The 14,207-nt window shown below is 64.9% G+C and carries 16 protein-coding genes; 9 read left to right on the top strand and 7 right to left on the bottom strand.

Annotation, left to right across the window (positions count from 1 at the left end; genetic code table 11):
• Nucleotides 1-164: 164 nt before the first annotated feature.
• From GNX96_RS11820 to GNX96_RS11810, 3 genes are all read right to left on the bottom strand, one after another.
• Nucleotides 165-677, bottom strand: a complete 513-nt coding sequence (locus GNX96_RS11820; RefSeq protein WP_163568125.1) for a S8 family serine peptidase — start codon at nucleotides 675-677, stop codon at nucleotides 165-167.
• Between the two features lie 688 nt (nucleotides 678-1,365).
• Nucleotides 1,366-2,478 carry a hypothetical protein gene (locus tag GNX96_RS11815; RefSeq protein ID WP_163568124.1) on the bottom strand — a complete coding sequence of 371 codons (1,113 nt, stop codon included), beginning with the start codon at nucleotides 2,476-2,478 and terminating at the stop codon, nucleotides 1,366-1,368.
• A complete protein-coding gene (locus tag GNX96_RS11810) occupies nucleotides 2,414-3,271 on the bottom strand; it encodes a hypothetical protein (protein ID WP_279580058.1) in 858 nt (285 codons plus the stop codon). The genes GNX96_RS11815 and GNX96_RS11810 overlap by 65 nt, the downstream gene beginning before the upstream one ends.
• A 609-nt stretch (nucleotides 3,272-3,880) precedes the next feature.
• Here GNX96_RS11810 and GNX96_RS11805 point away from each other — a divergent pair.
• Nucleotides 3,881-5,965, top strand: a complete 2,085-nt coding sequence (locus GNX96_RS11805) for a hypothetical protein (RefSeq protein WP_279580057.1) — start codon at nucleotides 3,881-3,883, stop codon at nucleotides 5,963-5,965.
• 3 nt (nucleotides 5,966-5,968) lie between these two features.
• Nucleotides 5,969-7,144, top strand: coding sequence for a S53 family peptidase (locus tag GNX96_RS11800; protein ID WP_279580056.1), 1,176 nt, complete (start codon nucleotides 5,969-5,971; stop codon nucleotides 7,142-7,144).
• Nucleotides 7,145-7,211: 67 nt separating this feature from the next.
• Here the strand turns inward: GNX96_RS11800 and GNX96_RS11795 are convergent, their stop codons facing one another.
• The 3 genes from GNX96_RS11795 to GNX96_RS11785 form a co-directional block, all read right to left on the bottom strand.
• Nucleotides 7,212-7,505, bottom strand: a complete 294-nt coding sequence (locus tag GNX96_RS11795; protein WP_163568121.1) for a hypothetical protein — start codon at nucleotides 7,503-7,505, stop codon at nucleotides 7,212-7,214.
• 62 nt (nucleotides 7,506-7,567) lie between these two features.
• Entirely contained in the window at nucleotides 7,568-8,161 is a 594-nt protein-coding gene (locus tag GNX96_RS11790; protein WP_163568120.1) for a hypothetical protein, read from the bottom strand.
• Nucleotides 8,095-8,496, bottom strand: a complete 402-nt coding sequence (locus tag GNX96_RS11785; RefSeq protein WP_163568119.1) for a hypothetical protein — start codon at nucleotides 8,494-8,496, stop codon at nucleotides 8,095-8,097. The genes GNX96_RS11790 and GNX96_RS11785 overlap by 67 nt, the downstream gene beginning before the upstream one ends.
• 324 nt (nucleotides 8,497-8,820) lie before the next feature.
• On the opposite strand from GNX96_RS11785, the gene GNX96_RS11780 reads away from it, so the two are divergent.
• The 3 genes from GNX96_RS11780 to GNX96_RS63210 are packed head-to-tail and all read left to right on the top strand — an operon-like array spanning nucleotide 8,821 to nucleotide 10,406.
• On the top strand, nucleotides 8,821-9,894 hold the full coding sequence (locus tag GNX96_RS11780; RefSeq protein WP_279580055.1) for an FAD-binding oxidoreductase: 1,074 nt from the start codon (nucleotides 8,821-8,823) through the stop codon (nucleotides 9,892-9,894).
• Nucleotides 9,863-10,261 carry a hypothetical protein gene (locus tag GNX96_RS50940; RefSeq protein ID WP_279580054.1) on the top strand — a complete coding sequence of 133 codons (399 nt, stop codon included), beginning with the start codon at nucleotides 9,863-9,865 and terminating at the stop codon, nucleotides 10,259-10,261. Before GNX96_RS11780 ends, GNX96_RS50940 begins: the two co-directional genes overlap by 32 nt.
• On the top strand, nucleotides 10,143-10,406 hold the full coding sequence (locus GNX96_RS63210) for a BBE domain-containing protein (protein WP_390623977.1): 264 nt from the start codon (nucleotides 10,143-10,145) through the stop codon (nucleotides 10,404-10,406). The genes GNX96_RS50940 and GNX96_RS63210 overlap by 119 nt, the downstream gene beginning before the upstream one ends.
• Here GNX96_RS63210 and GNX96_RS11775 read toward each other — a convergent pair.
• Nucleotides 10,403-10,957 carry a TetR/AcrR family transcriptional regulator gene (locus GNX96_RS11775; RefSeq protein ID WP_279580053.1) on the bottom strand — a complete coding sequence of 185 codons (555 nt, stop codon included), beginning with the start codon at nucleotides 10,955-10,957 and terminating at the stop codon, nucleotides 10,403-10,405. The two genes, GNX96_RS63210 and GNX96_RS11775, sit on opposite strands and share 4 nt — an antisense overlap.
• Nucleotides 10,958-11,088: 131 nt before the next feature.
• Here GNX96_RS11775 and GNX96_RS11770 point away from each other — a divergent pair, with 131 nt between their 5' ends.
• From GNX96_RS11770 to GNX96_RS11755, 4 genes are all read left to right on the top strand, one after another.
• Entirely contained in the window at nucleotides 11,089-11,964 is an 876-nt protein-coding gene (locus GNX96_RS11770; protein WP_163568118.1) for an SDR family NAD(P)-dependent oxidoreductase, read from the top strand.
• A gap of 126 nt (nucleotides 11,965-12,090) precedes the next feature.
• The gene (locus tag GNX96_RS11765; RefSeq protein WP_163568117.1) at nucleotides 12,091-12,270 is read left to right on the top strand and encodes a ribbon-helix-helix protein, CopG family; all 180 of its coding nucleotides are present in this window, start codon (nucleotides 12,091-12,093) and stop codon (nucleotides 12,268-12,270) included.
• Nucleotide 12,271: 1 nt separating this feature from the next.
• On the top strand, nucleotides 12,272-12,619 hold the full coding sequence (locus tag GNX96_RS11760; protein ID WP_163568116.1) for a VOC family protein: 348 nt from the start codon (nucleotides 12,272-12,274) through the stop codon (nucleotides 12,617-12,619).
• Nucleotides 12,612-14,060 carry an MFS transporter gene (locus tag GNX96_RS11755; RefSeq protein ID WP_279580052.1) on the top strand — a complete coding sequence of 483 codons (1,449 nt, stop codon included), beginning with the start codon at nucleotides 12,612-12,614 and terminating at the stop codon, nucleotides 14,058-14,060. The genes GNX96_RS11760 and GNX96_RS11755 overlap by 8 nt, the downstream gene beginning before the upstream one ends.
• Nucleotides 14,061-14,207 lie beyond the last annotated feature (147 nt).

Below are 14,207 nucleotides of genomic sequence, written 5' to 3'. Positions count from 1 at the left end.
CCTCACAAGTCACATGAGCCACTCTAACTCCAGTAGAGAAGGCTCCGCGGGGCTACTCTCGACGTCGAGTGTGGGACAAAATCCCACACTCGACGTCGAGAGTGGGATAATTCCCCTCTCTCGCCGAAAAGTCACGCGTCGGGCCTATTCAGCCCATCGTGCGTTTAGAATGCGGCCAACCCGATGGGGCTGCCGACGCCGGTGGGTGCGTCGTAGCCGGGCTGTGCCGTGCACAGATAGTCATTCCCACAGTCAGCGCCAGTTCCTGAGTGGTCGTTAGCGCCGGTGGTGATGTCGTTGAATGACTCCGGGTGCTGGTAAAGAGTGTCGACTGTTGCGTTGTTGTTGACTTGCCCGTACATCCCGGCGATGAACGGAGCAGCGACGCTCGTGCCGGCAACGTCGAACCAGCCTCCGTTTCCGGCGTTGAACATGCTGACGTTGTCGGCGACCGCGGAAACATCAGCCACCGTACGCATTGAGCAGTGCGGATCATGTTGCCGTGCCGGTTTCGCGACGTAGGCGGAGCAGCCACTGCTGCCGTCCGCCCAGGTGGACTCGGTGAATCCACGAGTGTTGTCGGCTTTTGTGAGCTCCGTGCCACCCACCGCGATGACACTGGCGACCGTCGCAGGAAACGACGCCTTGGTGAATCCATCGTCTCCGGAGGAGACCACCACTTGGTGATTGGGTTGGTCGTAAGCGCCGGCGAATTGTTGGGCAAGGCCATTTTTGGGCCGCCATAACTGTTTGAGACCACGGTCGCGTGCTGGCCGGCCATGACGGTCGCCGCGGCCAGGTTGTTAAACGAGTCGTCTGTCGCTTCCACGACGACGATACGGCAGCTCGGGCAGGACGCTGACACCATCGACACGTCGAGGGTTTCCTCGACCTCCCACCCGGGATCATTCTCTGGAACGGGCGTGGCGTCGCCGTTCTGGTTCAGGACTGTCAGACATCTATTGGCGACGGTGCAGGCCGACAAACCGTACTGTTTCCGGTAAGTGTTGAGATCACTTTCCAGAGTCGGGGAGTGGAATGCGATCGCAATCGCCACAGTCGCGCCCGCTGGTGGGTTTTGCGGAAGTTGATAGGCCTTGCGCAGGTCCTGGACGCCCAGTCCATCGGGCTTCGCGGCAGCGGCTTGAGGCGACTTGCCGTTGGCGTGCCGTGGAGCAATCAAAGTGAGGCAATGAAAATAATTGCCTGAACGAGCCGTACAGGCCTGCCGGTATCCCTGCTTGGCGGAGGTGGCCGGTGGGGTGGCCGAGTATGCGGGGGCTGCCGAGATCGCGCCGAGCAATCCCATCGCCAGCGTCAAAGCGCCCACTCTGGTGGCTGTGAAACGCAACATTCCCCCTCCTTTCATACTGTCTGGTAGGCGTGATTTACGGTCTGGATGATTGAGCCGCCAACTGTGTCAGTGCCGGACACTCGCAGGCTGACAAAGCCGGTGGGAGCCGTGAAAACAGCGAGGTAATGCCCGTTTCCCACTCGCACGGTGCGCGCCTGGTGCCAGGTCGTGCCATCGTCCGTGGAAAATTCCACCTTGGCGCTGGGGATGGGGGACTGCGGTGTCAGCTGGAGATGGCTCAGCGTCAGGTCCATCGTCTGCAACCCCGCGGGTACGGTGCCGTGCAGACTCATCCCACGTACGACCGTCTGCGCGGTCATGAGGGGTTCAACCGAGCAGTTCGTGGGCGACACAAACTCGAATCCGCATCCATAGCCGGGTGGGAGGGTGCCCTCTTGGTGGTGACTCTGCCAGGTCCATTCGGAGTGATTGCCAGTGGACAGTTTGTAGTCCGGCCCGGACCTTGCCGCATCAATAGTCAGATGTAGCGTCGAGACGGCGGCCTTCACCGTCGCATCTGGTATCTGGGCTGTCTTGGCTATGACGGGGCCATCCGCGATTTTACTGCCATCCTGGTCGAGCTCATAGGTCTCCGACTCGGGGTCCCTGTGATTCCCGATATCAAGCCATCCAACATGTCCTGTCTCGTTGTCGGAAAATGGTGAGAGGTTGAACGTCTCAGTGTCACCGGATCGTACGACTCCAGGTTCGAATTGCCCGTTTGTCTGCGATCCGGCCAGATTCACCGGGGCGCGTGTGGAGAGCGGGAATTCATTCCACGCCTCAGTCACCTTCTCACCGGGCGTGTAGCGTCTCGCTGAGCCGCCCTGACCGCCGCCACTCATCGGGAAGCCTGGGAATCTGGGGTCAGTCCAAACATTCGTACTCGCAAATGCCGCCCATGCGATCGAATTGCCGGCCGAAACGTATTCCAGTCGGCGGGTAGGCATCGACAGTGGGTTACCAAAACCGTGGAAGACAAAATAATTCAGTTCGAAGGGGTAAAAGGCTGTTCGGCCTTGGAAGCCGGTCGAGTCGATGTCCGAATAGTACGAAGCGTCAATGGTGGCAGTGTTGGCGGATGAGGCCGTGTAAACCTGCTGTGGGATGACGCCGGTGCTCAAATACTGCAGTGAGTACGTGTATGGCTCCCCGCGGCCGGCCGGCGATGTCAGCCGCCGGTACGGGTAGCTGTGCATGGTGCCGATGGTCACCGGTGTCGTGGTGGGCGACACCCAGATCGGTCCGCCCGTGCGACGCGACGGCGACGTCGGTGTATGACCCGTACCCAGCGGCGCCGCCACGGTCCAGCACGAAACCGCCCTCCTGAAGCTCGGCAGGGCGCGGTGTACGCATGGTGACTTCGCTGGTTGCTTCGGTGGCGGCGAACGACATGGTCGCATCTTCGGTTACCGCGAACTGGGGTCTGGTCACCACCCGCAGGCCGGTGACGTCGCCATCGGTGTTGACGTCGAAATAGACGATGGTCGCCGCGTAGTTGCCAACCGGGACGCTTTCTCGTGCTTCGCCATCAAAGAACGGGTCGATCTCTTCAAAGCGGTTGCCGTTGTCCAGGTTCTGCACCAGAGCCGTCGCCGAGTTGGCCGGCGCGCCATCGATGTCGCTGGCCTTGAGTGTCAGGGTCTTCATCACATACATCGGTTTGGGCGCTGGCGTGGTGGCGCCAGCGAGTGACAACTTCGCTCCGCTGGTGAAGGTGGGGCTTGCCATCGGCTTCGGTCCTGATTTGCGATGGTCCGCTACAAACTGCCTGGCGACGGCGTCACCGAAAGTCCTCGCGGATTCGGCACTCAGATAGCCGGTGTGCGGGCCGGTCATGGTGACGCCGGCCACCGCCGGCTGATTTCCCTGGTAACCGAGGCTTAACGGGGATACGTCCATCAACTTCGGCGGCACGCAACGCGGCTACGTCGAACAAACTCAGATCCAACCCACGTCCCAGGTACGGCAGCGCGGCGGCGGGAATCTCGTACTGCTTCCCGTTCAGTGTCAATGACATCAGGGTCCGGCCCAGTTTGGTCGTGCTGGCCGGCGTTACCGTGCCCATCCTCCCCGATCCGGCTCCCGGAAGAGTGGTCAGCCGCTCGCCGGTAGGAAGCAGGACCGCCGACGTGTTTGCTGGCTCGGGCCCAGCTGCGGCCGCTGGCAACTCGGCCGCGGCCGCTGGCAAGTCAGCCGCGGGTGCCACCCAACTGGAGACTGCCAGTGACACCGCTATTGCGGCGCAGACAGATGTTCGCTTCCTCATGGTCATTGGCTCGCTCGATTCTTGGCGGATTCATCGGCTCCTTGATGAGAAGGGCCAGGAGGAAGTCGTCGTTTCATGCGAATTTTCTCCAGTGAGTCGGGGGTCCTCATCATTGAGTGGTGTCCGGAAGTCGCCCTGTATTTCACCGCTGGCCCATATCGGCCAGCTTGTGAGCGGAACTGTGATGGTGGTTTTGGACAGTAAGAGGCGTGAAAACAACAAGAACATCTCAGCGTTTGCGCAAGAGTGTTGTTGTGGTGGCCGCGGTCATTGCCGGCGCTACCGCTGGCGGCGCGCCCGCCATCGCGACGGCGGCCCCGCCGCCCGTCCAACCGGCTCGTACGGTCATCCTTCCGACTGGCGAAAAAGTGGCCCTGACCTGGGTGAATGGTCATGTACGGGTGGGCCGGCTGGCCGGCCAGCCGGCGTCCGCGCTGACCGTGGTCACAGTCGGGGCGGACGTGTACGCCATTCCGGCCGAGGCGGTTGGGCATCTCGCGACTGGGCTTGATCGGGAGCTGTTCGACGTGACCCGGCTGGCCGCGCTGCCCGCCGACCGGATCCCGGTGACGGTCCCGCAAGGCGGCCAAGCGGTGCCAGGCGTGACGATCACGTCCCGAAACGGCACTGTGACCAAGGGCTATTTGGATGCGGCTGGGGCCAGGGTTTTCGGTGACACACTCGGTAAAAACGCCAGTCCGGTGCGGATGGCGCTGGATGCGCCCACGGCCGGCACCGTGCAGCCGAACTATGCGATGGTGACGCTGACGGTCCGCTACACCCCGCCAGCCGGAGTGACTTCGCTGGGCACGCTCGCGATGATCACCAACACCGACGACAACCGGAAATACACGAACTTCGTGGGGATAGGCAGCGAGAACTATATCAAGGTCAGCCTGCCAAAAGGTCATTACACGATTATCGTCAATACGATCGCGAAGTCAGTTGACGGCAAGGCAACAGACAGCTACTTCGCGACCAGTACGGACAATGCCGTCACCGGCGACGGACAGACTGTCGCGCTCGACGGCGGTAGGGCGACCGCGACCCCCCCGTCCTTCACCACCCCGAGGCCAAGCTCGGTCTTGGACGCTGGTGCAGACCTGATACCGGCTCGCGCCACCGACGGGATAGCGAATGGCTTCGGGGTGCTGGATGGCCCGAACGACCATGTCTTCGTACAACCGACTTCGGCGCCACGACACGGAATCCTGGAATTCGACGCGTACGAGCGCCGGTCCGCGACCGAGCCCGACGGCACTCCCGCCACCTATCACCTCACCGCCGACTGGTCCGCTGGAATTCCGGCGGACCTGCACCGTACGGTCCAGCCGAACCAGCTGGCGCGCGTTTCCGACCGCATTTTCGGTGGTGACGCGAGCGGGCAACGTGCGTTCGGCCGCGGTCCGGTTTACCCGGACCTGCGCGGCGAAACCAGCTCCGACTCCGACACGGTGCCGAACACGCCGTCGTTGGTCGACTATTTGTACGGGCCGCCGAATGTGCGTTGGGACGCGGCTGCGTATCAGGGCGCAGCCAGCGGCGCTGAAGGCATGGAGACCGTTCCGCAGGCGTACCAGCCGGGACGGTCCTACCCGGTGGACTGGATGCATGGCCTGGCGACGGCCGGTTTCTTCGGTGGTAAGCCGTTTCCGCGGCCATACTGCGTGGCCTGCCGGACGGCTGACAAGCTGGCCTTGTCGACATTCGTGATGGACTCGAATCCAGACCATTCCGGCTGGGTCGGTGGTGCGAATCCGGGTTTCGAACGGCTCCAGGTGTTCCAGGACGGCACCAGCATCGTTGACACCACTGACAAAGACGACCTGACCGTGCCCCTTCCGGCGGACTCGCACACGTACCGTATTGAGGACACCGTCGATCGCGCGGCCATGGGATTCAGTACGTCGACGAAAATATCGTCGGTCTACACGTTTTCGTCGTCGGCGACCTCGGGCGCGGCGGTGCCGACCGGCTGGAACTGCGCCGCGAGTGCGACCGAGGCGTGCACGATTTTGCCGCTGCTGACGATGAATGTCCCGCTGCCGGTGAGCCAGGCCGGCACACTGCCGGCCGGCACTTCAACTTTCGTTGTCACAGCAGGACATGTGACCGCCGCCGCGACGAAGTCCGCGATTACCGGTCTCACCTTCGCGACCAGCGTCGACGGTGGGGCGTACGTGCCGGCGACCGTCACCGGCCTTGGCAATGGCCGCTACCGGGTGACGCTGCGGTCCGCCGCGACCGGCCACCCGGTGTCCGTACGGGTCACCGCCCAGGACGCCGCCGGCGGCTCGCTCAGCACGACGACCGAAAACGCCTACACCGTGACCGGGAGCTGACCGATGACCCGCAAAACCCTGATCGCGTTCGCCTTCGTCGCGGTGCTCAGCGCCGCCGTCCCGGCCAACGCGGCTCCCGCCCCGGCCGGCACTGTGGGCCGCACCGGCTGCGCGGTCGTACAGGCCGGCCGATTCCACTGCTTCGCCGACATCGGCCGCTCGCCGGCCAAACGCGCCGCACGTACGAGCGCGCTGCCCGCTGGGTTGGGCCCGGCCGACATCGCGAGCGCGTACCAACTGCCGGCGAATGTGCAACCCAACAGCCTGGTGGCGGTCGTCGATGCGTACGACAACCCGAATGCCGAGGCGGACCTCGCGGTCTACCGGCAGACATACGGCCTGCCGGCGTGTACGAGCGCCAGCGGTTGCTTCTCCAAGGTCAACCAGCGTGGCGCGGCCACCCCGTTGCCGACGCCGGATCCGAACTGGGGAGTGGAAACGTCGCTCGACCTGGATGCCGTGTCGGCGTCCTGCCCGTCCTGCCGGATTCTGCTGGTGGAGGCCGACAGTTCGCTGCTCAGCCCCAACGACCTGGCCGCGAGCGTGGACACCGCGGTCGCCCTCGGCGCGCACGTCGTCTCGAACAGCTATGGCAGCGATGAGTCGCCAAGCATGGGCGCGGACGCCGGGCATTACCAGCATCCGGGCACTGCGATGGTCGCCAGCGCCGGCGACTCCGGGTTCACCACCGCGTCCTTCCCGGCGGTGCTGTCCAGCACTATCGCGGTGGGTGGCACCACCCTGAGCAAGGCCGCCGGCAGTGCCCGTGGGTGGACGGAAACGGCCTGGTCACACGGAGGCAGTGGCTGCTCGGCGTACGTCTCGAAGCCGTCCTGGCAGCACGACAAGCACTGCTCACTGCGTACGACTGCCGACCTGTCCGCGGTCGCCGACCCGGCCACCGGTCTCGCTGTCTATGACACGTTTGGCCTGATCAACGGCGGAGGTTTCATCGTCGTCGGCGGGACCAGCGCGTCCGCGCCGCTGGTGGCCGGGATGATCGCTCGGTCCGGCCACGTCATCACCGACGCGCAGCCCGTCTATGCCCACCCATCGGCGTTCTTCGACGTGGTCGGCGGAAGCAACGGCTTCTGCGGTGGCGACTACCTGTGCACCGGTAAGCGCGGTTATGACGCGCCTACCGGCATCGGCAGTCCCGCCGGCCTCAGCGGACTTTAGGCGGTTGTCAGGCGATAAAGACGCGCGGTGCCCGGGGTGCATTGGTACGAGATCGCCCGGGCACTGGTCAGCGGTGCGGTGTCGGCTGGTACGTCTGTGAAGCATTGACGAATTCCTCGACGGTCGTGACCGCCGGCCCGACAGCCAGGCTGGCGGTCGCGGTCGTCGAGTAGGACCGGTTGGCGACGAAGATCCACCGCTGCTTCGTGCTGTTCCGGTTCAGCCGGGTGACGATGACCGGGCTGCCGCTGATGGCCGAAATCCAGCCGTCGTTGCTGAAACCGATCACCGCGGACGGCAGTGTCTTCTCGCCGAAATGCGCGGTCCGCTCGGTGGTCAGGGTGAGCAACTCCTTGCCCATCGGACGCAGGTAGTCGTTCTGGAAGTGTTTGAGATAGCCATAAACATCGCTCTCTGCGCCGCTTACCGTGAGAACCGCGTCGCCGAAGTCGGCGCCGCCGGGGGGGACCAGTAGGTGAACCACTGCAGGCCGCGGGCGCCGTACGCGAGTGCCGCGTTGATCTGCCAGATCGTCTCGCCGTAGTTCGGGTGCCGGAAGTAGTTGGCGCCCGAGTGGTGGGCGACGCCCTGCAGATAGCACCAGAACGGAACGCCATTAGCGACCGACTTCAGTCGGGAATTCGCGAGGGTGGTGAAAAACTGGCTTTCCGCGGTGGCCTGCTGGGCCGGCGTGTTGTGGTAGCCGTCCGGCATCAGCAGCATGTAGCGGTCGAAGCTGAAGTACGACGGGTGCACCTGGTCGATGAAGCCCTGCACGACCCCGCCCCAGTCGGGACCGCCGAAATAGCCGGCGAGGTTGTTGTCGACGAGCTTGGTCGGCGCCAGCTGACGGACGAGCCGCACAGCGGTGCCGATCGGGGCGTACTGCGAGGGCACCGGTTCGTCGCCGGTATGCAGCCCGGCGAAGGCCGGATAGGGGTTGTAGTCGTTCAGTACGGCCTGGGTGATGGGCTGCCACTGGTCCTGCGGTGTGGTGCTGGCCCCGACCTGGCCCATCCGGGTGTCGTTGACGATCGCCAGCAGACCGTGGTTCTCGCACAGTGGAAGCAAAGTCCGTTCGCGGCGAGGTTGTAGACATCGCAGCCGCCGGTGCCGGCCGAGACGAAGGTGAAACCCGCGTCGGCGATCTCCTGGTACCGGGCGTCGGTTGTCTGGGACAGCGGCGGCGGCCGGAACATCCCGATCGGGAAGACGCCGTTGGACAGGATATCCGGCACAGTCGCGGGCGCCGCCGATGCCCTTCCCGGGCCGAGCGAGGCGGCGAGGGCGACTCCGCCGGCGGCGGCCAGCAGTTCGCGCCGGGACAGACGGGCACCACGGTTAGCGGGCATCGGCACTGGTCTCCTTCGATAAGGCCGCGCCGATAATCTGAGCAAAAATGACAAACGTCAAGTGCCAAACCCGCATATCGCCACTTCGACCGGCTATTTAGTTAGTCGGCGTTTCGTACGCGGAAGACATGCCGATTGTGCGAAATCTCAGCCGAGCAACCGCTGGCGCTGACCACGATCATCCTTCCCGTTCAACTTAGGGCAGCCTAACTTGCAGGGTGGGGCTAGCACCACTGAGGTCTAGGCCCCAGCCGGATGTCGTACGCCCGATGGCGTCCATAACGTCAACGACAGCAGGCAAAACACGACTTTCGGGAGATCGTCATGGACATTTCGTTGAATCGCCGGAAATTGCTTACCGCGGGCGGCGTCGCCGCGGCGCTCGTCCCCAAGGCGGCGGCTGCCGCGGCACCGCCGACCCCGGCGGGCTTCGGGCCGATGAGCGTACGCCCGACCGATCCGCGCTATGAGAGTTTGTTGCGTGGCAACAACTTCCGCTTCGTTGGCCGGCCGGACGAAATCCGGGTGGTCGGATCGACCGACCAGGTGGTGCGGGCGGTGTCCGACGCGGTGCGGTCCGGGCGGCGAGTCGCCGTACGCAGTGGTGGGCATTGCTTTGAGAACTTCACCGCCGACCCGGCGGTGCGGATGCTGCTGGACCTGGCGCCGATGGACGCGGTCGGCTTCGACGCTGACCGCGGCGCGTTCGCCGTACAACCCGGCGCCACCCTCGGACACGTCTATAAGACCTTGTTCAAGGGCTGGGGTGTGACGATCCCGGCCGGCGGCTGCCCGGATGTCGGCGCCGGTGGGCACTTCGCCGGTGGTGGGTACGGGCCGCTGTCCCGCCGGTACGGGTCGGTGGTCGATCACCTGGATGCCGTGGAGGTCGTCGTGGTCGACCGGAACGGCACCGCCCGCGCGGTGGTGGCCAGCCGCGAACCGGACGACCCGAACCACGACCTCTGGTGGGCGCACACCGGCGGCGGGGGTGGCAATTTCGGTGTGGTCACTCGATATTGGCTGCGTACGCCCGGCACCTCGCAGCTGCTGCCGCCGGCACCCAGCCAAGAGCTCGCATGCTTGGTTATTTGGCCCTGGGAGCAGATGACCGAATCGGATTTCGGCAAGCTGATGCGAAACTTCGGCACTTGGCATGAGCGCAACAGCGCGCCCGGTTCGCCGTACGCCGGCCTCTACGCGATTCTGATGCCGACGCACCGCAGTGCTGGCAGCTTCCAGCTGTTCATCCAGATCGACGCCGGCATCCCGAACGCGAACGCGCTGGTCAGCGCCTTTGTGAAGGAGGTCACCGCGGGTGTCACGGTGAAACCGATCCTGAACGACCGGCGGGACGATGCCCTGGTTGCATTCGACCACCTGGCCGGGCGCTGGTGAGCCGGGCGATCTGATCACCCGCCGCTACAAGAACAAAGCGGCCTATTTGCGCCGCTCGTACACGGACACCCAGCTCGCCACGATTTACCGCCACCTGACCAATTCCACCGGCAACTCGGGCGGCGGCATGCTGCTGGTCGGATACGGCGGCGAGGTCCAGGCCGTCAAGCCGAGTGACACCGCGGTGGCCCAGCGGGATGTGGTCATGAAGGCGGTTTTCGCGGCGCTCTGGACGAATGACTCCGACGATGCCAGCAATTTGGCCTGGATTCGCAATTTCTATCGTGACGTTTACGCCGACACAGGTGGGGTGCCGGTGCCCGGCGAGGTCAGCGACGGCTCGTACCGTCAACTACCCCGACGTTGACCTCGCGGACCCGGTTTGGAACACCTCAGGCGTGCCATGGTCCACCTTGTATTACAAGGAAAACTACCCGCGGCTGCAGCGAATCAAATCCCGCTGGGACCCGCGAAATGTTTTCCGGCACGCCCTCTCGATCGAACCAGCCTAGTTGTCTGAAAGCGTCGCGCCGGCAATTACTCCGTTGATGAGGAGATCGACGAGCCGCAGCGCGAGGTCCCGCTGCTCTTCGGCGATCAGGGTGATCCCGCCGAGGCCCATCAGCACGTCGTACGGGTCGAGGCCGGCCCGGATCGAACCGTCGGCGGCGCCCGCGTTGAGCAGCATCGCGATCGCGTCGCGCAACAGGAAGCGGGTACGCATGAGGTCGTCCGGGGAGGTGAGGACGACCCGCAATGCGGCGGCCATGCCCCGCTTGGCGGTCATGAAGTCGACGAACCGCTCCGACCACGCCTGCACAGCGTCCACCGGCGACAGCTCAGCCAGCAGGGTCTGCGCGGCCGCACAGAGGTTCGTCACTTCGTTGCGATAGACCGCTTCCACGAGCGTCTCGCGGGTGGGAAACCGCCGGTAGAGGGTGCCGATGCCGACGCCGGCCGCTTCCGCGATCGCCTTCAGCGACGCTCCCGTCCCGTCCCGTGCGAAGGCCTTCGCGGCCATCTCAAGCAACCGTTCGTGGTTTTGCTGGGCGTCGGCGCGCACTGCTCCTCCTTGCATCCGGAGCTGACTCCGCTTATTCTCGGATTTAGCGGAGCCGCATCCGCTTAAGCGTACAGTCATCGGAGGCGCCATCATGAACACCCCTTTTCGGGGCCTTCTCGACAGCGGCCGACGTGGTCGCCGGGATCGACTTGGGTGGCCGGCGGGCGATCGTCACCGGCGGCGCATCGGGCATCGGCGTGGAGACCGCCCGGGCGCTCGCGGGCGCCGGTGCTGAGGTGACACTGGCCGTACGCAACGTGGAAGCCGGCCGACGTACGGCCCTGGAAATCGGGCGGAACGTGCTGGTCGCGCCGCTTGACCTCGCCGATCAAGGGTCGGTGGCCGCGTTCGTCGACGGCTGGACCGGACCGCTGCACATCCTGGTCAACAACGCCGGCATCATGGCTACCCCCGAGACCAGGACTTCGCAGGGCTGGGAACTGCAGTTCGCGACCAACCACCTCGGCCACTTCGCGCTCGCCACCGGCCTGCACGACGCCCTCGCCGCGGCTGGGAGCGCGCGCGTGGTGTCGGTCAGCTCGGTCGGGCACGTGAACAGCGATGTCGACTTCGACGACCTCCAGTTCGTCCGCCGGCCGTACGACCGGTGGCTCGCCTACGGGCAGTCGAAGACGGCGAACATTCTCTTCGCCGTCGAAGCCGCCAAACGCTGGGCCAGCGACGGCATCGCGGTGAACGCGCTCAACCCGGGCCGGATCACCGCCACCCACCTGTCCCGGCACATCGATGACCTCGCGGCCGCGCCGGCTTCCTTCGACTCGACCAGCACGGACGTGTCGTGGAAGACCGTTCAGCAGGGCGCCGCGACTTCGGTGTTGCTGGCCGCGTCCCCGCTGGTGGAAGGTGTCACCGGCAGTTACTTCGAGGACTGCGCGCAAGCTCCTGAGCACCAGCCCGGGATCCGCCGCGGGGTTGCCGCGTACGCACTGGATCCCGAGCGCGCGGCTCACCTATGGCGAGTCTCGCTCGACCTCATCAGACTCTGATGTGCACGACCTGAGCGACGCCGAGCGAATCATGGCCGCCCAGTTCCGCGACTCCTCGATGCCCTGACGCTTCCGTCAGTCGATACCACTAGCGTTCTAGCCGTCTAGGTTGCTAGCATAGTAGCCGTGGGAGACGACGACGTGAAGCAGTTCAACGTGTACCTACCGGTTGGGTTGATCAAGCAGGTCAAGTACCGCGCCATCGAGGCGGAGCTGTCGCTCTCGGCGCTGGTCGCCGACGCGCTGCGCGCCTACCTCGACCGCGCCCACCTCGACAACCCGACCGCCGCCGACAAGGAGAAATGACATGACCACCGAAGGCATCGAGACCGTTTTCCTGGACACCCACAACTGGGGCAAGTCCGCGAAGTTCTTCCAGGCCCTGGGCTATGAGCTGGAGTTCGCGACCGACCACAACTCCGGCCAGCTGCGCAACGGCGACAGTCCGCCGATCTTCATCGCCGAGGTGCCCGAAAGTCAGCAGTTGGGGATCCAGCTGGTGCTGAAGGTGCCGGACGCCGACAAGTTCGAGCCGGACGCGATCGTTGAGGTGGTGAGTCCGTTCGAGGAAACCCACTTCGGCAGCAAGATGATGACCGTACGCGACCCCGACGGCCGGACGTGGACGCTGCAGGCTCCCGCGAAAGATGCCTGAGGCGATGGTGAGCCAAACAGTCGACGCGCCGCCTGTCCAGGCGCGGCGCGGGCTGGGCATGCTGGTCGTGATGATCGGCGTGCTCATCGCCGCGATCGACGGCACCATCGTGGTGCTCGCGCTGCCCGCGATCCAGCATGAGCTGAAGATCTCGCTGGCCTCGGTCACCTGGGTGGTGGTGGCGTATCTGCTGGTAGTCACCGTGTTGGCCACCCAGGTCGGGCGGCTGGGAGACATGTACGGCCGGGTCCGGATGTACGAGGTCGGCTTCGGGATCTTCGTCCTGGGCTCGGTGCTGTGCGCGGTGGCCTGGGACGGGCCGTCCATCATCGGTTTCCGAGTGCTGCAGGGCCTGGGCGCGGCGCTGGTCGCCGCCAACAGTGGCGCGGTGATTTCCGAGCTCTACCCGCCGGAGGAACGCGGTCGCGCGTACGGCATCAACGCGCTCGGCTATTCGCTGGGCTCGGTGCTGGGCGTGCTGCTCGGCGGGGTCATCGTCACGTACGTGTCATGGCGGTGTATCTTCTGGATCAACCTGCCGATCGGTCTGGTCGCGCTGGTGCTGGCGGCGCTGGTGCTGCGCGATCGCGGCGAGCGGGTACGCCGGCGGCTCGACCCACTGGGAATGATCACGCTGGGCCTCGGGCTGTTCGCCGTGGTGTGGGTGATGACGAAACTGGCCGTCGAGCCGTTGAACGCCGTCCAGGTCGGTTTCCTGGTCGGCGGCGTGGTGCTGCTGGTGGCTTTCGTGTTCATCGAGTTGCGGCACAAAGAGCCGACGTTGGATCTGTCGCTGTTCCGCATTCCGACGATGGTGCCGGCGTTGGTGGCCGCACTCCTGCAAAATCTCGCCAGTTTCGCGGTGCTTTTCCTGGTGATCATGTATTTGCAGGGTCCGCGTGGACTGACCCCGATCGACGCGTCGTTGCTGATGGTGCCGGGCTATCTGATCGGCGCGATCACCGGCCCGTACACCGGGCGGGTCGCCGACCGGCTCGGGCCGGTCATCCCGGCGACCGCCGGTTTGGGAATTTCGGTGATCGCCTTGGTGATTTTCGCGCAGATGACCATTACCAGCAGCCTGTGGCTGCCGGCGATCGGTAATGCGGTGATCATGGTGGGCGGCAGTTTCTTCTATTCCGCCAACAGCTCCGCGGTGATGAAGGCCGCGCCAGCGGAGCGGCTCGGGATCGCTTCCGGTGTGATGCGTACCTTTGCCAGTGTCGGCATGGTGTTTTCCTTCACCCTCGCCATTCTGGTCGCCGCATTCGCTATTCCGCGGAGCACCGCCTTCGCCATCTTCGTGGGCACCGCCAGCCTGCACGGGCCTGCGGCGGTCGCTTTCACCAGCGGAGTCAGTGTGGCTTTCTACACCCTGACGGGAATCATGGTGCTGGCCGCCGTGCTGTCCGCGATCCGTGGCCGTGCGGTCCGCGCCTAGCCTGCGCACAGATGTCCGTACGAGCGACCGGGAGACTCGTTGCATTCCACCGCGCAGCACCTGGCCAGCATCGCGGAGATCGCGACCAAACTCCGCACCCTGCGCGACGAGAGCGCGAAACTGGAGGCATTCTGATGGGTTCGCCGC

The sequence above is a fragment of the Fodinicola feengrottensis genome (genome assembly GCF_010993775.1).
Taxonomy (GTDB): Bacteria; Actinomycetota; Actinomycetes; order Mycobacteriales; family HKI-0501; genus Fodinicola; species Fodinicola feengrottensis.
This window is presented reverse-complemented; position numbering and strand designations above follow the sequence as displayed.

What these genes read in the sequence shown, in the direction of transcription:
- GNX96_RS63210 (WP_390623977.1), top strand. Translation starts at nt 10,143, where the DNA reads ATGCCAGCAATTTGGCCTGGATTCGCAATTTCTATCGTGACGTTTACG.
- GNX96_RS11790 (WP_163568120.1), bottom strand. Translation starts at nt 8,161, where the DNA reads ATGGGCCAGGTCGGGGCCAGCACCACACCGCAGGACCAGTGGCAGCCC.
- GNX96_RS11785 (WP_163568119.1), bottom strand. Translation starts at nt 8,496, where the DNA reads ATGCCCGCTAACCGTGGTGCCCGTCTGTCCCGGCGCGAACTGCTGGCC.
- GNX96_RS11760 (WP_163568116.1), top strand. Translation starts at nt 12,272, where the DNA reads ATGACCACCGAAGGCATCGAGACCGTTTTCCTGGACACCCACAACTGG.
- GNX96_RS11755 (WP_279580052.1), top strand. Translation starts at nt 12,612, where the DNA reads ATGCCTGAGGCGATGGTGAGCCAAACAGTCGACGCGCCGCCTGTCCAG.
- GNX96_RS11800 (WP_279580056.1), top strand. Translation starts at nt 5,969, where the DNA reads ATGACCCGCAAAACCCTGATCGCGTTCGCCTTCGTCGCGGTGCTCAGC.
- GNX96_RS11780 (WP_279580055.1), top strand. Translation starts at nt 8,821, where the DNA reads ATGGACATTTCGTTGAATCGCCGGAAATTGCTTACCGCGGGCGGCGTC.
- GNX96_RS11795 (WP_163568121.1), bottom strand. Translation starts at nt 7,505, where the DNA reads ATGGGCAAGGAGTTGCTCACCCTGACCACCGAGCGGACCGCGCATTTC.